This window comes from Mesorhizobium sp. WSM3626 (assembly GCF_000513935.1).
GTDB lineage: Bacteria > Pseudomonadota > Alphaproteobacteria > Rhizobiales > Rhizobiaceae > Mesorhizobium > Mesorhizobium salmacidum.
Window position 1 is genome coordinate 135,763 of record NZ_AZUY01000011.1, and the last position, 18,495, is coordinate 154,257.

At 63.7% G+C, this 18,495-nt stretch carries 18 protein-coding genes and 1 tRNA gene; 8 read left to right on the top strand and 11 right to left on the bottom strand.

Features of this window, described 5'->3' with window-relative positions; translation table 11 throughout:
• Positions 1-209: 209 nt before the first annotated feature.
• From M653_RS0111745 to M653_RS0111765, 5 genes are all read left to right on the top strand, one after another.
• A complete protein-coding gene (locus M653_RS0111745) occupies positions 210-362 on the top strand; it encodes a hypothetical protein (protein WP_027143533.1) in 153 nt (50 codons plus the stop codon).
• 35 nt (positions 363-397) lie between these two features.
• Complete coding sequence (locus M653_RS0111750) at positions 398-1,315, top strand: site-specific tyrosine recombinase XerD (RefSeq protein WP_027143534.1); 918 nt, start codon at positions 398-400, stop codon at positions 1,313-1,315.
• Between the two features lie 97 nt (positions 1,316-1,412).
• Positions 1,413-2,363 carry an acetyl-CoA carboxylase carboxyltransferase subunit alpha gene (locus M653_RS0111755; RefSeq protein ID WP_027143535.1) on the top strand — a complete coding sequence of 317 codons (951 nt, stop codon included), beginning with the start codon at positions 1,413-1,415 and terminating at the stop codon, positions 2,361-2,363.
• Positions 2,364-2,605: 242 nt separating this feature from the next.
• On the top strand, positions 2,606-3,925 hold the full coding sequence (locus M653_RS0111760; protein ID WP_027143536.1) for a murein L,D-transpeptidase family protein: 1,320 nt from the start codon (positions 2,606-2,608) through the stop codon (positions 3,923-3,925).
• A gap of 51 nt (positions 3,926-3,976) precedes the next feature.
• Complete coding sequence (locus M653_RS0111765; protein WP_027143537.1) at positions 3,977-4,225, top strand: sulfurtransferase TusA family protein; 249 nt, start codon at positions 3,977-3,979, stop codon at positions 4,223-4,225.
• Positions 4,226-4,228: 3 nt separating this feature from the next.
• Here the strand turns inward: M653_RS0111765 and M653_RS0111770 are convergent, their stop codons facing one another.
• Both M653_RS0111770 and M653_RS0111775 read right to left on the bottom strand, forming a co-directional pair.
• Positions 4,229-5,338 (bottom strand): GTP-binding protein, encoded by a 1,110-nt coding sequence (locus M653_RS0111770; protein WP_027143538.1) that lies wholly within the window; start codon positions 5,336-5,338, stop codon positions 4,229-4,231.
• A gap of 62 nt (positions 5,339-5,400) precedes the next feature.
• The gene (locus tag M653_RS0111775; protein WP_027143539.1) at positions 5,401-6,567 is read right to left on the bottom strand and encodes a D-alanyl-D-alanine carboxypeptidase family protein; all 1,167 of its coding nucleotides are present in this window, start codon (positions 6,565-6,567) and stop codon (positions 5,401-5,403) included.
• A 294-nt stretch (positions 6,568-6,861) separates the two neighbouring features.
• Here M653_RS0111775 and M653_RS0111780 point away from each other — a divergent pair, with 294 nt between their 5' ends.
• Together M653_RS0111780 and M653_RS0111785 are read left to right on the top strand one after the other, a co-directional pair.
• Positions 6,862-8,025: a M20 aminoacylase family protein gene (locus M653_RS0111780; RefSeq protein ID WP_027143540.1), complete on the top strand. Its 1,164-nt coding sequence runs from the start codon at positions 6,862-6,864 to the stop codon at positions 8,023-8,025.
• An 86-nt stretch (positions 8,026-8,111) separates the two neighbouring features.
• Positions 8,112-8,188: transfer RNA gene (locus M653_RS0111785), tRNA-Arg, on the top strand.
• Positions 8,189-8,231: 43 nt separating this feature from the next.
• On the opposite strand, the gene M653_RS0111790 is transcribed toward M653_RS0111785, so the two are convergent.
• The 9 genes from M653_RS0111790 to M653_RS0111830 all read right to left on the bottom strand — a co-directional run bounded on the left by M653_RS0111790 (position 8,232) and on the right by M653_RS0111830 (position 17,266).
• Positions 8,232-9,119, bottom strand: a complete 888-nt coding sequence (locus M653_RS0111790) for an MBL fold metallo-hydrolase (RefSeq protein ID WP_084636609.1) — start codon at positions 9,117-9,119, stop codon at positions 8,232-8,234.
• A gap of 234 nt (positions 9,120-9,353) precedes the next feature.
• Positions 9,354-9,818: a DUF2231 domain-containing protein gene (locus M653_RS0111795; RefSeq protein WP_027143542.1), complete on the bottom strand. Its 465-nt coding sequence runs from the start codon at positions 9,816-9,818 to the stop codon at positions 9,354-9,356.
• Between the two features lie 279 nt (positions 9,819-10,097).
• A complete protein-coding gene (locus M653_RS0111800; RefSeq protein WP_027143543.1) occupies positions 10,098-10,451 on the bottom strand; it encodes a cupin domain-containing protein in 354 nt (117 codons plus the stop codon).
• Positions 10,452-10,584: 133 nt separating this feature from the next.
• Positions 10,585-11,478 carry a sugar phosphate isomerase/epimerase gene (locus tag M653_RS0111805; RefSeq protein WP_027143544.1) on the bottom strand — a complete coding sequence of 298 codons (894 nt, stop codon included), beginning with the start codon at positions 11,476-11,478 and terminating at the stop codon, positions 10,585-10,587.
• Between the two features lie 74 nt (positions 11,479-11,552).
• Positions 11,553-12,491: an ABC transporter substrate-binding protein gene (locus M653_RS0111810; protein WP_027143545.1), complete on the bottom strand. Its 939-nt coding sequence runs from the start codon at positions 12,489-12,491 to the stop codon at positions 11,553-11,555.
• A gap of 80 nt (positions 12,492-12,571) precedes the next feature.
• Positions 12,572-13,570, bottom strand: a complete 999-nt coding sequence (locus tag M653_RS0111815) for a ribose ABC transporter permease (RefSeq protein ID WP_027143546.1) — start codon at positions 13,568-13,570, stop codon at positions 12,572-12,574.
• A complete protein-coding gene (locus M653_RS0111820) occupies positions 13,567-15,111 on the bottom strand; it encodes a sugar ABC transporter ATP-binding protein (protein ID WP_027143547.1) in 1,545 nt (514 codons plus the stop codon). Before M653_RS0111820 ends, M653_RS0111815 begins: the two co-directional genes overlap by 4 nt.
• Complete coding sequence (locus M653_RS0111825) at positions 15,108-16,487, bottom strand: FGGY-family carbohydrate kinase (RefSeq protein WP_027143548.1); 1,380 nt, start codon at positions 16,485-16,487, stop codon at positions 15,108-15,110. Before M653_RS0111825 ends, M653_RS0111820 begins: the two co-directional genes overlap by 4 nt.
• Positions 16,484-17,266: a DeoR/GlpR family DNA-binding transcription regulator gene (locus M653_RS0111830; RefSeq protein ID WP_027143549.1), complete on the bottom strand. Its 783-nt coding sequence runs from the start codon at positions 17,264-17,266 to the stop codon at positions 16,484-16,486. The genes M653_RS0111825 and M653_RS0111830 overlap by 4 nt, the downstream gene beginning before the upstream one ends.
• A 180-nt stretch (positions 17,267-17,446) precedes the next feature.
• Here M653_RS0111830 and M653_RS0111835 point away from each other — a divergent pair, with 180 nt between their 5' ends.
• The gene (locus M653_RS0111835; RefSeq protein WP_027143550.1) at positions 17,447-18,487 is read left to right on the top strand and encodes a class II aldolase/adducin family protein; all 1,041 of its coding nucleotides are present in this window, start codon (positions 17,447-17,449) and stop codon (positions 18,485-18,487) included.
• The last annotated feature ends 8 nt before the right edge of the window (positions 18,488-18,495 follow it).

Genomic DNA, 18,495 nt, shown 5'->3' on the forward strand with positions numbered 1-18,495 from the left:
AGCTGTTTCTTGGGCCCTCTTTGCCGGCGTATCGACATGAAAAGCCGGTTTGCGTCAAGCGTGCCGAGTGCCTTGGGCTGATATGGACAGGGCGACGCTCGCATCAGAAGTTGCTAACAGGGCCCCGCTTCTTCCTTGAATTGGCCGGATTGGCGTCCCATAAGGGCACAGGGTTTGGAAACGCAGAAGAAAAAGACGGGCGAGAATTGATGCCGACACTGTTTCGCTTTGTCGTGACCCTCGCGATTCTGACCGGCATTGCCTATGGTACGATGTTCGCGCTGGTGATGTTCGTCGAGCCGAAAAAAGCGGAAATGAGCGTGCGTATTCCGCCGGAAAAGCTCAATCCTAAGAAAAACTGAATCCCAAAAAACTGACTCGGAACCGCCTCAAGGAAATGAACAGCGCCGCCCGCATCGAGGCCTTCCTGGAAATGATGAGTGCCGAACGGGGGGCGGCCGAGAATACGCTTTCCTCCTATCGCCGCGATCTGGAGGATGCTTCCGACGGGATCGATGGCGGACTTGCCCGCGCAGGTGCCGCCGATATCAGGGCCTATCTCGACGACATTGCCGCGCGCGGCTTCGCGCCGACCTCGCAGGCGCGCAAACTATCGGCGATCCGCCAATTCTTCAAGTTCCTCTATGCCGAAGGTCTGCGCGGCGACGACCCGACCGGCACGCTTGACAGCCCGAAAAAGGGCCGCCCGCTGCCCAAGACGATGAGCGAGGCCGAAACCGGCCGGCTGATCGACCGCGCCGCGCACGAAGCCGGCGATGCCGGGCTCGCCCACGCCGACAGGCTGGCGGCGCTGCGCCTGCATGCGCTGGTCGAAGTGCTCTACGCCACGGGTCTGCGCGTTTCCGAGCTGGTCGGCCTGCCGGTGACGGTGGCGCAACGCGACGACCGTTTCTTCATGGTGCGCGGCAAGGGCGACAAGGAACGCATGGTGCCGCTGTCGGCCAAGGCGCGGGCGGCGATGCGGAGCTGGCTTGGCGCTCGGGCCAAGCTGCCCGCCTTCGCCAACAGCCCGTTCCTGTTTCCGGCGGCATCCGACAGCGGCTATCTCTCGCGCCAGGTCTTTGCCCGTGATCTGAAAGGATTGGCGGCGCGCGCCGGCATTGCCTCGGCCAAGATCTCACCGCACGTGCTGCGCCATGCTTTCGCCAGCCACCTCCTGCAGAACGGCGCCGATCTCAGGGCCGTGCAGCAACTGCTCGGCCATGCCGACATATCGACGACACAGATTTACACCCATGTGCTGGAGGAGCGGCTGGTGCGGCTGGTCAACGATCATCATCCGCTTGCCGACTAGACCTCATATCGCTATGTGAGGACGACATTTCACCGCCCGGAGCCTTGGTTTCAATGGTTCCGCAGTCTTGCCTTCCGACGCATCGGTCCGCCCAAGCATGTACAATTATCTCGATTTCGAAAAGCCGGTGCAGGATCTTGAGCTCAAGATCCTCGAGCTCAAGAAGCTTGCCGAGAACGGCGAGGCGGTCGATGTCGCCGATGAGATCACCAGGCTCGAGAAGCGCTCGCGCGATGCGCTGCGCGAACTCTACAAAGCGCTGACGCCATGGCAGAAGGTGCAGGTGGCGCGCCACTCGGACCGGCCGCACTGCGTCGACTACATCAAGAGCCTGTTCAGCGACTTCACGCCGCTCGCCGGCGACCGCAATTTCGGCGAAGACCAGGCGATCGTCGGCGGTTTTGCCCGTTTTCGCGGCGAACCCATCGCAATCCTCGGCCAGGAAAAGGGTTCGGACACGGCCAGCCGCCTGAAGCACAATTTCGGCTCGGTGCGCCCCGAAGGCTATCGCAAGGCGGTGCGGCTGATGGAGCTTGCCGATCGCTTCAAGATCCCTCTGCTGACGCTGGTCGACACGGCCGGCGCCTATCCCGGCGTCGGCGCCGAGGAGCGCGGCCAGGCCGAAGCCATAGCCCGCTCGACCTCGGCCTGCCTTGGCCTGAAAGTGCCGTCGATCTCGGTGGTCATCGGCGAAGGCGGTTCGGGCGGCGCCATCGCGATCGCCACCGCCAACCGCGTCTACATGCTGGAACACGCCATCTATTCGGTGATTTCGCCTGAAGGCGCCGCCTCCATCCTGTGGCGCGACACAACCCGCTCCAAGGACGCAGCGACCAACATGAAGATCACCGCCCAGGACCTGCTGGAACTGAAGATCATCGACGCCATCATCCCCGAACCGATGGGGGGTGCCCAGCGCGCGCCCGAAACGGTGATTGCCGCGACGGGCGATCTCATCGCCAAGACGATGAAGGAATTTGCCGGCGCCAACACCGATTTCCGCGAACAGCGCCGCGAGAAATATCTGGCGATGGGCCGCAGCCTCTGACGCCCCTTGGGCGGCGGAACACGGCTGGCGGAAGCTCCCTGTCCTTGGCAATGTGGCGGCGATGAGCAATTTCGCCACAAAAATGCCGCCCCATTCGGTTCAATGAAATCACCGTGAGAGATTGGCCGAGCCTTGCGGTAAGGAATTTTCAAGGTTAACGGGCTTACGGTCCGTCGGTGTTCAGCATGCGGGTTTGGCCGTTTCGAAGCCATTGGCCCGAGAAAAAAGACATAGCCTTGCCCATGTTTGCCAAGCTTGCACGTACTGGAGTCCTTGCCGCCTCGATAGCCGTCGCGGGCTGCAATGATTCGTCGATGAAGGACTTTGCCCCGGAAGCCAACAAGCCGCTGCCCGACAAAATCCTTGCCGACATGAGAGCCAAGGGTATGGTCCGCACCTCGTCGGTGATGGCACGCATCTTCAAGGAAGAAGGCAAGCTCGAGATCTGGAAGGCCAAGACCAACGGCCGCTACGACATGGTAGCGAGCTATGACATCTGCAAATGGTCGGGCAAGCTCGGGCCGAAATACACAGAAGGCGACCGCCAGGCGCCGGAAGGTTTTTACACGGTTCGCCCGTCGCAGATGAATCCGCGCTCGAACTACCATTTGTCGTTCAACATCGGCTTTCCCAACGCCTATGATCGTGCCAATGGCCGCACCGGGCAGAATCTGATGGTTCATGGCGCCTGCTCGTCATCGGGCTGCTATTCGATGACCGACGCACAGATCGAGCAGATCTACGCCTTCGGTCGTGACGCCTTCCAAGGCGGGCAGACCGAGTTCCAGATCCAGGCTTTTCCGTTCCGCATGACCGCGGCCAATATGGCGCGCTACCGCAGCGACCCGAATTACGAATTCTGGAAGATGCTCAAGGTCGGCTACGACAATTTCGAGGTCACCAAGGTGCCGCCGAAGGTCGACGTCTGCGAGAAACGCTACGTCTTCAACCAGGTGGCCGCCGATGGGCAGACCTTCAATCCGACCGGCCCCTGCCCGGCGACCACGCAGCCGGATTCGCTGAAGAGCGCCTACAACGCCTATCAAAGCACCTATGACGCGGCCTTCAACAGCGCGCTCAAGGCCAGCGTGCCGCCACCCAAGCCGACGATTGCCGGCATCAAGGAAGCCAGCATCGTCTCCGACTGGTCGAAGCGCCGGGCTCGTGGCGAGCGCGTGCCGATCGATCCGCCGTCGCTCAACACCGACGGTTCGGTGACCGAGACGGCGCGCATGGGCCGCATCGATTCGCCCGCCGGCCGCAAGATGGCCGCGCTCGACGCCGAGAAGGCAGCCAAGCAGAAGGCGGAGGAGCAGAGGCTGGCGGCCATCGAGGCCGCCAAGCAAGCCAAGGCACAGGCGTTGGCTGAAAAGGAAGCAGCCAAGGCGCAAGCTGTGGCTGCAAAGGAAGCGGCCAAGGCCGCCAAGGAAGCTCCCGTCGCCACCGCGACCATCGCTGCCCCAACCGAGGCCGCACCTGCGGCCGAGACGCAGGCTGCAAGTGCCGACGAGAGCCGCGTGACGAAGCTGAAGAACAAGCTGCTCGGCATGTTCGGCGGCTGAGTTGGCCAATGCATGTCGCCCAAAAGTGCGTAGCGGTTTTGGGTCAGCGATATGCATGACTTAAAACAAGCCGCGGTCTATGACCTGAAAGGGCTGAACTGCCCCTTGCCCGTACTGAAGGCGAAAAAGCGCCTGGCCGGTATGCAGCCCGGCAGCAGGCTCTGGCTAGAGACGACCGATCCGCTGGCCGTCATCGACATTCCGGCATTCTGCGCCGACAGCGGTCACCAATTGATCGAGACAGCGGCGATGCCCGATGGCCATCGCTTTCTGGTCGAACGCGGCGAACAGCGCCCGTAAGACTCAACGTCCGGCGATCGCCAGCGGATTGTGTTCCAGCGCCGCGCGGTCGGGCGTGTCGACCGACGGCCGGTTGGTGAAGGCAGCGAACAGCCGGCGCACATAGTCTTCCGGCATATCGAGCGTAATCAGCACCAGACGCGTGCCGCGCTGGCTGTCCGGCCAGGATGGCAACCGCACCGGCGGATGCAGGATCTTCTGCACGCCATGCACGACCAGCGGCCGCGACGGGTCCTCCTGCAGTTCGATGACGCCCTTCATCCGCAGCAGGTGCTCGCCATGTGTGGAACGCAGGAGATCGAGGAACATCTCGATGGCTGAAAACGGCACCGGCCCGTCATGCACCAGCGAATGGGTTTTTACGCGCTGGTCGTGGCGATGGGCATGATCGTGATGGTCATGCTCGTGCCCTCCATGGTCATGGTGGTCGTGATCATGCGCGGCCTCTTCGCCGAGCCAGCGCCGCACGTCGGCGGACTTGGTGGCCGGGTTGTAGAGGCCGCAGTCGAACAGTGCCGCCACGCCGGTTTTCGTCTCCCCGACATCGAGCAGTTGAGCCCCGGGATTGATCTGCCGCAAGCGTGCCCGCAGCGTTTCGAGATCGCCGGGATCAGCGACCAGATCGGCCTTGGAGAGCACGATGCGGTCGGCGACCGCGGCTTGCTTGACCGCCTCGACATGGGCATCGAGTGTCACATCGCCGTTGACCGCATCGACCAGGGTGATGACGCCGTCGAGCCGAAAAGCCTGGACCAGGGCCGGATGGCCCATGATCGACTGCAGCACCGGTGCCGGGTCGGCCAGCCCCGTGGTCTCAACGATGACGCGGGCAAGGCGGACGATGCGGCCGGTCTGCAGCCGATCGACCAGGTCGGCCAGCGTGTCGACAAGTTCGCCGCGCACCGTGCAGCACAGGCAACCGTCGGAAAGCTGGATGATGCCGTCGGAGGCCTGCTCGACCAGCAGATGGTCGATCGCCACCTCGCCATACTCGTTGATGATGACCGCGGTGTCGGCCAGCGCCGGATCCTTCAGGAGCCGGTTGAGCAGCGTGGTCTTGCCGGCGCCGAGGAAGCCGGTCAGCACCGAGACGGGGATCGGGAAACCGTTCATCTGATTCTGCCTTTTGATTTGAGTATGATCTCCAGCGAGAACCGGATTTTTTGGATTATGCTCTAATTCGCGACCTTGGCCGACTGGTCGCCTTGCGCGGCGGCACCCACGACTTTCGGGCCGGTGCCGGCGGGNATGGGCTTGTCAGGCCGCCAGGTAGGGATCGGCACATCGGCATATTCCTGCGCGCCCTCGTCGAGGATCGCTTTCGGCGCCGGACCGGTGGCGCCGCCGAGGCCGACGGCAACCAGTGTCGGCACATGGTCGAGCTTCTCCTGATAGGCTGATTTCGGCGCGTCCTTGGCGGCGGTGGCGGGCGGCGCTTCGGACTGCTCCGCCTTCGTCTTCTTTTTGCAGACCTCGTCATGCATGTCGTTGGGCGAGATCAGATCGCCGTAGGGGGCGAGCGTGGTGACGGTGGTCGACCCGGCGGCAGGCGTGCCAAAGCCCAGATCAAGCAATTTGGCCGCGGTTTCGGCACGGCTGACCGCCGACTTCTCGCCGAGCACAACAGCCACCAGCGTGCGCCCATTGCGGGTCGCCGAACCGATCATGTTGAAGCCGGACGGGCAGACAAAGCCGGTCTTCATGCCGTCGGCGCCGGGATAACGGCCGATCAGGAGATTGTAGTTCGGAATCGCCTTCTTGCCGACCGCGAGCCCCTCGATCGAGAACCACGGCGCATATTGCGGGAACTCGCGGCGGATCGCCATCACCAGGATCGAAAGGTCGCGCGCCGTCGTGTACTGGTCGGGCGAGTAAAGGCCGTTCGGGTTGACGAAGTGGGTGCCGTTCATGCCGAGCCGGGCCGCCTCGGCGTTCATCCTTTCGGCGAAAGCGGCCTGCGAGCCGCCGACATTCTCGCCGACCGCCATGGCGATGTCGTTGGCCGACTTGACCAGCATCATCTTCAGCGCATTGTCGAGCCGCATCACAGAGCCCGGCTTGAAACCCATCTTGCTCGGCGGTTCGCCGGCGGAGTGTTTGGTCACCTTGATCGGCGAATCGAGCTGGACTTCCCCCGCCGCGATCGCCCTGAAGGTCACATAGGCGGTCATCAGCTTGCTGAGCGACGCCGGATACCAACGCTTGAACGCATCCTGATGCTGCAGGATTTGGCCGCTCTTCAGGTCGAAGACCACCACCGGATTGGCCAGCGCCGATCCGGCCAGAACCGACAGCATGATTGCGCCAGCCGGGAATAGTTTGAGGAAATGCCTGTGCCGCATGATCGAATCCGAAATCGCCTCTTGCCCTGATTGCCCCTGGCTCCGTAAGATTTCGTTACGTGACCGCCAGCATAAGGATCCGACCCTCAAAAACCGGACCGCATTATTGCGGTGCTATTTACCCTATGTGACGCCAACATGGCAAAGCGCCTGACAATCACAATTGCAAAGCCCGGGGCACAATTGCAAAGCCTGCGGCACAATTGCAAAGCCTGCGGCACAATTGCAAAGCACCGGCCCATTTGCAAAACCTCAGGCTGAAGCCGGCTGCACCAACAACGAAATGGAACCACCATGCCAATCCTGAACCGCGCCGCCGAAATGCAGGACGAAGTCGCCGGCTGGCGACAGCATCTGCACCAGACGCCAGAGCTGAACTTCGATGTCTTCAAGACCGCGGCCTTCGTCACCGAAAAGCTGAAAGAGTTTGGCTGCGACGATGTGGTGACCGGCCTCGGCAAGACGGGCGTCGTCGGCATCATTCGCGGCCGTCTGGGGGAAGGCCCCACGATCGGTTTGCGCGCCGACATGGATGCACTGCCGCTCAAGGAGATCACCGGCAAGCCCTACGCGTCGACCGTTCCGGGCAAGATGCATGCCTGCGGTCATGACGGCCACACCGCGATGTTGCTCGGCGCGGCGAAATATCTCGCCGAGACGCGCAATTTCACCGGCTCCGTTGCGGTGATCTTCCAGCCGGCGGAGGAAGGCGGCGGCGGCGGCAACGAGATGGTCAAGGACGGCATGATGGAGCGCTTTGCTATCGCGAAAGTGTTCGGCATGCACAACATGCCCGGCCTGCCGGTCGGCCAGTTCGCCATCCGTCCAGGCCCGATCATGGCGGCGACGGCCGAATTCACCATCACCGTGAAAGGCAAAGGCGGCCATGCGGCGATGCCGCACGGCACGATCGACCCGATCGTCATCGCCAGCCAACTGGTCGGCGCCCTGCAGACGATCGCCTCGCGCAGCACCGATCCGGTCGAGGCCGTGGTGGTGTCGGTGACCAAGTTCCACGCGGGCGACGCCTACAACATCATTCCGGAATCGGCCGAGATCGCCGGCACCGTACGCACGCTGAAGAAGGAAGTGGCCAAGAAATCGGAAGAGCGTATCCGGGCGATCTGCGCGGGGCTGGCTACCGCCTATGGCGCGACGATCGAAGTCGACTACGACGCGAACTACCCGGTAACGTTCAACCATGCGGATGAGACGGTCTTCGCCAGCGATGTGGCCGCCGACGTGGCGGGCGATGCCCAGGTGCACCGCGCGATCCAGCCGGTGATGGGCGGCGAGGATTTCTCCTACATGCTGGAAGCCCGGCCCGGCGCCTTCATCTTCATCGGCAATGGCGAGACCGCCGGTCTCCACAACCCGGCCTATGACTTCAACGACGAAGCCATCCCGCACGGCATGAGCTATTGGGTGAAACTGGCGGAGACGGCGCTAGCCGCTTGAGGCCGGTCAGTAAAAACGCCGGCCGAATTGCGTTCGGCCGGCCCTCTTGGCGAAACGATCCGAAGCGGCTATGTGTCGGGCCGCGTGGTCCCGTAGCTCAGTAGGATAGAGCGGCAGATTCCTAATCTGTAGGTCACAGGTTCGATTCCTGTCGGGATCACCACTCGGGTTCAAGCGGCTGGCAGTTCCATTGCCTGAAGCAATCCCTACCGAGGCTTGTCGCTTGGCACCCATTTGAAGTGGTCGCCGTCCTTCTCGATCTGCCCGACACCCGGGAACGGGAAGTGTGGTGCGAAGATCATCTCGTGGTCCTCGGCCAGCGTCGTCAGTGTCTTGGCCCTGTTCTGCTCCGCTTCCGGCTTGTCGCTGTCGAAGACCAAGGCCCAGTCCGGCTTGGCGAGCGAGATGATTGAGCTGTGCACCGTGTCACCAATATCGAACAGCCGTTCTTTTCCGGATTTGATCTGGTAGCCGACATGGCCAGGTGTATGGCCCTTGAGCGCTACCGACGTGATGTCAGGCGCAATTTGGGCGCCGGCCTTGAATGGTTTCACATGGTCGGCGATGACCTTGACGATATCGGCCGCATCCTTGTTGGACTTGGCAAAGTCCCACTCCACGTCCGACATCCTTATCGTGGCATTGGGAAAAGCCAGTTTGCCATCCTTGACCAGTCCTCCGATGTGATCGGGATGAGAATGGGTGATCAATATCTCGTTGACGTCACCGGGTTTGACACCGGCCTTGGTCAGGCTGTCCTGCAGCGCGCCGCCGACACCGGTGTCGATCAGCACGACACTGGTCTTCGATTTGACCAGCAGGGCGTCAACGCTCAGCGTGATGGTATCGGTCGGCGCCCCCGCCGCCTTGAGCAGTTCGCCGACTTCCGCGGGGCTGTGATCGAGGCCGAAGGTCTTGCCATCGTTGGGTTTGACGAACTGGGCGTCGTGCAGGGCGACGATGTCGAGCTTGCCAAGCTTGAATGATTTTGCATCCGGCTGCTGCGCCGGCATCTGCGCCATTGCCAGGCCTTGATAAAAACCCATCAAGACCGTCATGGCCGTCAGCCTGATCGTGGGGTTGAACCTTTTCATATGGGCATCCTCTGGCTGCGGTAGGCACGACCGTAGCGGAACACCACTAGTGGGGCGCACAATTCCGGGGTCGGGCGATCACAAATTCGCTAGGGGATATAGGCCCTGGGCATGTTCCGGCAATGGGCGACCCGTTGCCGATAGCCGCCCCCTCGTGCGGCTCTATCGACTAGGCCGGACGGCCCCTGTCGTGCTCAAGGGCACCTGCCGCCCCGAAGGATAGTCCGCGCAGAGTCAGCGCACTTCGTCTGAGCCATCGGCGACACCGACGCGATGACGGTAGACCATTTCCCATCCCTTCCAACCCGTGAACAGAAGGATGAGAACCACGATCAGCGAGAGGACAAGACCGGTGGGCATCACCGCCGTCTCGCCATGGGCATAGCGCGAATACCAATTGTAGAGTTCGATCAGGACGACGACCACATTGCCGCCAGCGTGGAGCCACGCGTCACGCAGATTGCGGATTTGAACATCGCCCAAGACATCGGTCAGCCCGGCAAGAGCTGCCAAGGCGGCCATTATCAAACCCGCCCCGAGCAACCAAAGACTACCGGTGACCCATCCCGGATTGCCCGTTCGCCAGAAGATCAGATCGCAAACGAAGGTGGCGACGAAGAAAGCGATCGGGAACGGGATCAGCATGGGATGGATCGGATGGCCGGCTATACTTGCGGTGCTTTGTGGGTTGCGGGCCATGGTAGTGCCTCCAAAGCCAGTCGCGCGCGACTGCATTGCATCTCTGAAAGACAGCGTGAGGTAAGAACGCCGGCGCCGGCTGAATGTTCCACAACCGGAAGCGGCAGAGACCTCAGGTGCGGAGATGCATGCGGGGAGCAAACCCGTTCGATGGCGGAGCAGGGTGAGCGAAGTGGTGGGGCGCGTAGCCATGCCGCAACGTGCGCAAAGCTGGCCGTGCTCACCCGCCATGGCGAACCATGGCGGGATTTTTCATGCTTCGGATGCGATCAGGCCGGCTCAGCCGACCCGGACGACAAAATGCTTGGTCACCGGCTCGATGATCTTCCAGGTGCCCTTGAAATCGGCTTCCACCACGAAGGCGTCGCCGGGGCCAACTTCGACCGGCGTGCCGCCGTCGGGCGTGATGATGATGCGGCCGGCGATCATGTGCACGAACTCATAGTCTGTGTAGGTCGCATGATAGGTGCCGGGCGACGCCCGCCAGGTTCCCGATATCACCTTGCCGTCTTCTGTCGTGTGCTGGACGGCGGTCTGCATGGTCGGCTGGCCCTCGACCACGATCCAGCCAGGCAGATCGCCGGCTTCCGCGTGCTCGACCGCGCCGAATTTGAAGATGGTTTTGTTCGTCATGTCGGGCTCCGTTTGCTTCGTGTGTTCGCGGTCGGATAGCCGATGCACATGACGGGAGCAATGCCGTGCAGTGCGAAACAGGCGCGGCCGCGCATCCGGGCATGACCCGCCCGCTGCCCACGCACTTGGAGTGCTACGGCTTGTGCCGTGCCGAGATCAGCTCCGCCCTGCGCTGCGCCGTCTCCAGCCCGAGGCCGATGAAGGCGCGCGCGTGCTTGGCGAGGGCCATATTGTCGGTCCACAGATTGCGCCAGATGGCGGTCTTCTTCGACAGGTTTTCGTCGACGATCTCCGAGGAGAAGGATTCGAAGCTGAGGTCGTCGGCATAGCCGATGGCGGTCAGCGCGTCGAATATCCCGGCGAAGTCGATATTGCCGGTGCCGAGGAAGCCGCGATGGCTCTCGCCGATATGGACATAGCCGATCTTGGCTGCCGCGTGGCGGATGGCGAGACCGACATCGGCCTCCTCGATGTTCATGTGGAAGGTGTCGAGATGCAGGAAGATGTTGTCCGACCCGGTGTCCTCGATGAAGGCGAGGCCCTGCGCGGCGGTGTTGAGCAGGTTGCTCTCGAAGCGATTGACGATTTCGAGGTTGAGCGTGACGCCGGCGGCCTTCGCCGTCTCGGCGACTTTTGCCAGCGTTGCCGCGCTGCGGTTCCATTGATCGCGTGTCGGCGCCTCGACCTGCAGCCCATGGCTGGTCGAAAGAATGCCGGCGACCTTGCGGCCGCCAAGATCGCGCGTCAGCGCGATGGTGCCGTTGAGTATCTCGACGCCGCGCGCGGCGATCGCCTTGTCGGCACTCGAAATATCGCCATCTCCAGGCAATCCAATGCTGATCGCGACGCCGAGATCAAGAGCGGCAATTCGTTTGGCAAGCCTGCCGATATCGACATTGGCGGGGTCGAGATAGGAGAATTCGATCAGGTCGAACCCGGCCTCCTTGGTATTGGCCAGCGTGCGATCGAGCTCGCTATGCGCCGAGCTTGCCGACCAGACGAAGGAATGGATTCCGATGCGCGACATGATCGTCTCCGGCATTGAGATGGGATGAGAATGGGTGCGGCCGGGATCGCCCGGCCGCACCAGTCTTGGGAGGCTTAGCGGGCCGCGGTCCAGCCCTTGTAATCCTTCAGGTTCTCGGCCGTGATCAGCTTCGGGTCAAGTAGCACCGTCGGCTCAGCGGGCTTCTTGCCGGCCAGCAGATCGGCCGCCATGGTCAGCGATTGGCCGGCCATCACATAGGGATCCTGCGAGGCCGAGGCCTTGATCATCGATTTGCCGGACGCCAGTTCCTTCTCGATATCGGGTGCGCCATCGACTGCCGTGAAGACGAACTCGGAACGGTTGAGCTGCTTGGCGGCGAGTTCGGCGCCGATCGCCGTCGGATCGTTGATGGCGAATACCGCGTCGATCTTGTCAAAACGAGTGAGCAGCGACTGGAACACTTTCAGGCCGCCGTCACGCGAGCCTTCGGCATTCTGGTCGTCGGACAGGATCTTGATGTCGGGATGCTGGGCAAGCACGTTCTTGCAGCCCTTCACCCGCTCCAGGATCGACGAAGACGCCGGTCCGTTGAGGATGACGTAGTCGCCCTTACCGCCGGTGTGGTCGACCAGGTATTGGCAGGCTTCCTCGCCGGCCTTGACGTTGTTGGTCATCACAGTGACGTCGGCGCCCGGTGCCGAAACGTCGAAGGCGGCGACGACGATGCCGGCGGCCTGCGCCTTCTTCACCGCGGGAGCGATTGCCTTGGCGTCGACCGCGTTGAGCATGATCACGTCGACGCCGGCGGCGATGAAGGAATCGACCTGCGAGACCTGCTTGTTGAGGTCATAGTCGGCCGACACCGACGTCACCTCGACCTTCGGATTGATCTTCCTGGCCGCATCCTCGATGCCCTTGATGGTGGCGACGAAGAAGGGGTTGCCGAGCAGGCCGACCGAGATGCCGACCTTGTTGAGGTCCTTGGCCGATGCCGGCGCGATGGCGACGGCCGCGAGGGCGGCGCCGCAGAGCAGTTTGGCGATGGTCTTCATTACGCTTACTTCCTCCTGATGCCCCGCGCCTCTCACGGTGCGTTACACAAGCCGGTCTTTAATGCCGGCGACCAGGTCACTCACGTTCTCGCCCCTGCTTGGAGCCGGTAGCGGTCGAGGGCGACCGCCACGATGATGACCAATCCCTTGATGATGTACTGCCAGATATCAGAGACACCGGCCAAGATGAGCCCGTTGGACAGCACCGCGATGATCAGGCCGCCGATCAGCGTGCCCCAGATCGACCCGACGCCGCCCACGAAGCTGGTGCCGCCGAGGATGACGGCGGCGATGGCGTCGAGTTCATAGCTCTGCCCGAGTTGTAAGCCGTTGGCGGCGTAGAGCCGGGCCGCCGACATCGCCCCGCCGAGACCGGCGAGCAGGCCGGAAACGCCGTAGACGAAGAGCAGCACCAGCGGCACCTTGATACCGGTCAGTCTGGCTGCCTCGGCATTGCCGCCGACGGCATAGATCCAGGTGCCGAGCACGGTGCGTTTCAGCACCAGCCAGGACAGCACCACCACCGACAGCGCGATGATGACCAGCCAGGGGATGCCGAGCACCGACCCGTTGCCGATGAAGTCGAACGGCAGGTCGGAGTTGAACACCGTCGTGTCCTGCCCGAGCAGGCGGGCAACGCCGCGCACGGCGGTCAGCGAACCCAACGTGACGATGAACGGCGGCAGCCTGATATAGGCGACCAGCAGCCCGTTGATGAGCCCGAAACCGAGACCGACCAGGATGGCCGCCGGCACGCCGAGCAGGCCCCAGTCCGGCACCAGCGACACCAGCACCGCCACCATCGCCGAGGCGGCGAGAATGGAGCCGACCGACAGGTCGATGCCGCCGGTCAGGATGACGAAGGTCATGCCGGCGGCAAGCACGATGTTGATCGACGATTGTTGGGTGACGATGAGCAGGTTGGTGCCGGTCAGAAAGCGCGGATTGATGAACTGGAAGCCGGCGGCCAGCAGCACCAGCACCGGTAGCATGCCAAGCGCCGCAAGCGCGGTGCGCAGCCGCCGGCTCCTGACCGCCACCTGATCCACGCTCTTCGTCCCGGTCGTCCTGTCTGTCATCGCTGAGACGCTCCCGTCGCAAGTTCCATGATCGCTTCCTGGCGAAGCGGCTCGCCTTCGGATGCCGTCACCTCGCCAGCGATCGCGCCATCGCGCATCACCAGCACGCGGTCGGCGACGCCGATCACCTCGGGCAATTCGCTGGAGATCATCAGGATAGCGATGCCCTTGTTGGCGAGATTGTCGATCAGCCGGTAGATTTCCGACTTGGCGCCGACATCGACGCCGCGGGTCGGCTCGTCGAGGATGACGACCTTCGGCTCGGTCTCCAGCAGGCGCGCGAGCAGCACCTTCTGCTGGTTGCCGCCCGACAGCGAGCCGGCATTGGCCTGTGCCGAGCCGGTGCGGATGGACAGGTCGGCAATAGCCTTTGCCGCTCTCCTGTCGGCGGCGGTGAAATCGCGAAAGCCGCCGGCTCGCGCATCCCCGGCCAGCACGCCCATGCTGATGTTGTCCGAAATCGACATGTCGAGGAACAGGCCGAGTTCCTTGCGGTCCTCGGTGAGATAGGCGATGCCGGCGTCGAGCGCCTCGCGCGGCGAACCGACGGTCACGGGCTTGCCGTCGAGTTGCATCGTGCCGGCGCTGCGCTTGTCGGCGCCGAAGATCAGCCTGGCAAGCTCGGTGCGGCCCGAGCCGACGAGGCCTGCCAGTGCCAGCACCTCGCCGTGATGGAGGTCGAACGAACAGTTCTTCAGCAGACGCCCGTCGGACATGCCGCGCACCGAGAGCGCGACGGCGCGTTTCTCGTCCGGCGGACGATGATCCTTCTTGTAGAAGGCGGAGAGATCGCGGCCGACCATCATCGAGACCAGGCGCGACGCGTTGAGGTCGGCGCGATCGAGCGTACCGACATAGCCGCTGTCGCGCAGCACGCTGACGCGGTCGGCGAGTTGGTAGACCTCTTCCATGCGGTGGCTGATGTAGATGATGGCGATGCCTTGCGCTTTCAGCGTCGCGATCACCTCGAACAGGCGGTCGGTCTCGCGCGAGGTCAGCGACGTGGTCGGCTCGTCCATGACGATGATGCGCGCATTGGTCGACAGCGCCCGGGCGATCTCGACCAGCTGGCGCTCGCCGAGCGACAGGCTGGAAACCAGGGCACGCGCCGAGAAGGAGACACCGAGCCGGCCGACGATCTCGGCGGCGCGCCGGTTGCACTGGTCGCGGTCGACGACGCCGAACCGGCGCGGCTCGTTGCCGAGGAAAATGTTCTGCGCCACCGTCAGGTTCGGCGCCAGTGACAGTTCCTGGTAGATCACCGCGATGCCGGCGGCGCGCGCCTTGATCGGATCGCCGGTCGCGGCGGGCGCGCCATCGATCAGTATCTCACCGCCGGGATCCGGCCGATAGGCGCCGGACAGCACCTTCATCAGCGTCGACTTGCCGGCGCCGTTCTCGCCCATCAGCGCGTGCAGTTCGCCTGCGTGGACGCTGAGCGAGACGTCCTGCAGGGCGCGTATCGCGCCGAAGGTCTTGGAGATGTGGCGCATCTCCAGCACCGGCTGGCGCGCCGCTGGCGTGCGGACTGCCGCGCTCATCGCGCACCCCCTGCCGTCTTGGCGGCGCTATCATGCCCGGCAACGCGATCGCGCCAGGTGTCGCGATAGCCGGCGAGGCCGCCGAATTGTGTCGCCTGCACCGGCTCCGGCGGCTCGGCGGCGAAGTCTCGGCCCACGCTCTCGAAGGCGAGCGCTGCGGCGCCCGTGGCGCTGCCTTCCAGCGAGGCACCTTGCAGGAAGGCCTGACCGGGACGCAGCTGCGCCAGCAGCCCGGCGAGCAGGCCGCCGGTGTTCAACCCGCCATCGACGATGACAGTGTTGTCGGAATGGATGAGGTCGAGGCAGAGATCGATCATCAGCGCCACGTAAAGCAGCGCCACCGCCGCGCGTTCACCGGCATCGGGCATGCGTCCGACCAGCCGGCCAGGGTGATCCGGCATCGGCCCGCCCGGCGCGAAGCTCGGCAGCGCCATGATGCCGGCATCGATCGCCTGCTGTATCGGGCCATGCGGGATGGCGCCTTGCCAGCCGCCGCTGATGACGGCGAATTCGCGCCCGCCCATGAAGCGTATGGTCGGCACCGGGCCGCCGTCGACATCGACATTGACCAGCATGTCGCGGTCGCGGTCGAGCGCTTCGAGCGGACAGTCGGGATTGAGCACGACGACCCAGGTGCCGGTCGACACGACGGTCAGCGGTCCAAGCCCTTGCCGTCGATAGGCGTACAGCGCCGCATTGGAGTCGTGGACGCCGTTGTGGATGGCGATCGGGCGCCCGGCACTGCCGAAGCGCTGCTCGCCGATGACCGCGCCGGCGCGTTCGAAAGCCGGCATCTGGCCGCGCCAACCCTCGGCGTCGACCAGCGAGGAAAAGTCGCGTTCGCGCGGCGCCCACAAATGCGAATGGCAACCGAGATAGGACACTTCGCAGACCGGCAGGCCGCCGAGGCGCCAGCTCCAGTACTGGGGATAGCCGAGGAACCATTTCGCCGCCGCGAACGTGTCGGGATCGACTTCCTGCAGCCACAGCATGTGACGGCCATAGTTGAAGCCGAGCGGCAGGCGGGGAGAGAACGTCTCGGCGAAATCCGGAATACGGCGGTCGATCCGCGCCGCGATTTCGGCCGGCGGCTCCTGCTCGTAGTCGAGGATCGGATGGGTCAGCGCCTTGTCGTCGACAAGGGCGAAGGTGCAGCCATGGCCCGACACCATTACTCCTTCCACACCGTGGCTTTCGACCACGTCGGTGACGGCACCGAACGCCCAGCCATGGAGGCCGGCCTCGTCGAGTACGCTGAAACCGCCTTGTCGCGTCCATTTCGGCTGTGTGCGGCGCTCGTCGAGGATGCGTCCGTCCTGGCCGAAGACGAACAGCTTCGAATTGGTCTTGCCGAAGTCGAGCACCGCCACGTTCACGCGAGGGCTCCCGAGGTTGAAGCAATGCGTACCATGACGCCGGCATCCTCCAGCATGCGTGCATCGGCATCGGAGAGCCCGTCATCGGTGACCAGCGTGCCGATGCGCGACAGGGGCAGCGCGACATTGCGGGCGTGGATCGACAGTTTGCGGCTGTCGGCCAGCACCACGATCTGATCGGCGCAGAGGCTGAGGTCGACGATGGAGCGCACCAGCAGCGGATGCGATTCCAGCAGCCCTTCCTGGTTGAGGCCTTGCGTGCCGAGAAAGAATTTCGAGGCATAGAAAGGCGTTGCCTGGGTCAGCGAATGGATGATGCCTGGTTCGCGGTGCAGGTCGCCGCCGGCAACCGTTAGGCTGCAATGGCCATGATCGCTGAGATAGGCCGCGAGCGGCATCGAGTTGGTGTAGAGCCGGATGCTGCGGTCGGCGAGCTTGACGCCGAGATGAAAGCAGGTCGAGCCGCCATGGACGATGACGGCATCGCCATCGCGCACCATGGTCGCGGCGACCGCCGCGATCTGCCGCTTGGCCTCGACGGCAAGGTCACGGTTCTCGTCATAGGGTCGGGCAAAGGCCACGTCCGCATGCGAAGCGCCGTCGAGTGCCGAGATACCGCCATAGACCTTGCGGGCTTCACCGGCCTCATCGATTCGGTCGATATCGCGCCTGACCGTCGCCGCCGAGACACCGAGCCGCTCCTGCAACTCGCGCACGGAGGCGAACGGGCGGTCCCGCAGCAGTTCGACGATCTGACGTTGGCGGCCGAGGTCGCTCAACCTTTTCCTCCCTGACGCCATTTTCCGTGTCAATTGGTGCAACTTACTCAACATTAGTCGGATTGCAAGCTGATTTGACGATAGTAGATCAGCATTGACGCAGATCACTCACATCTGCGATACCATCGCCAACACCGATCCCGACGACGGGATTTTGTGCGAGCGCTGGAGAAAAGGGCCATGGCAACCCAAGCTGATGCACAGGAACTTGCCGCCTTGCGGGCGCTTTCGGCCAGCATCGGACTGAACCCGCATATGACGCAGGCGGCGGGCGGCAACACCTCGCTCAAGGCCGGCGACACGCTGTGGATCAAGGCCTCGGGAACCTGGCTGAAGGATGCGCTCAGCGACGACATCATGGTGCCGGTGGCGATGGCACCGCTGCTCAAGGCCGTCGAACAGCGTGATCCAGCCGCCGACAAACCACAGGCCTTCGCCATCGATGACCTCAATCCGCGTGGCCTGCGCCCGTCGATCGAGACCACGGTGCATGCCTTGATGCCGCAACGCGTGGTTCTGCATGTCCACTGCGTCGACACGATTTCGCTTGCCGTCCAAGCCGATGGCGAGGCCGAGGTCGCCAGGCGGCTGGGCGGCATCGAATGGGCCTGGGTGCCCTATTTCCGGCCAGGCCTACCGCTCGCCCGCGGCATTGCCGAGAAATTGCGGCCGGGGGTCGACGTGCTCATCCTTGGCAATCACGGGCTGGTGGTCGCCGCCGAAACCGTCGCCGCGGCGGAAGCCTTGCTGCACCGCGTCCGGTCGCTGCTGGCGCGGCAGCCGCGCACGACCGCAGCACCTGATATCGCCGCTTTGACGGCGCTGGCCGGCAACTACCGATTGCCGGCGGATGTCGAAGCGCACGCGGTCGCGCTCGATGCGGAAAGCCTGGATATGGCCGAGGCCGGCAGCCTCTATCCGGACCATGTCATCTTCCTCGGCCAGGGCTCGGTCGTTGCGAAGCCGGGCGAGGACGTGGCCGGCGTCATCGCGCGGCTCGGCGCGGCACCCGTGGCAATCCTGTTTCCCCGCGCCGGCGTGCTGATGCGCGGCGACGCCAGCGCCGGTGCCGATGCCATGCAGCGTTGCCTCGCCGACGTGACCGCGCGCGTCGATGGCGAGGCGCGGCTGAACTATCTCACCGCCGCCGAGAACGACGAGCTGGTCAACTGGGACGCCGAGCAGTATCGCCAGAAGCTAAACGCCGCCAGCACGGCCTAACAGGGGAC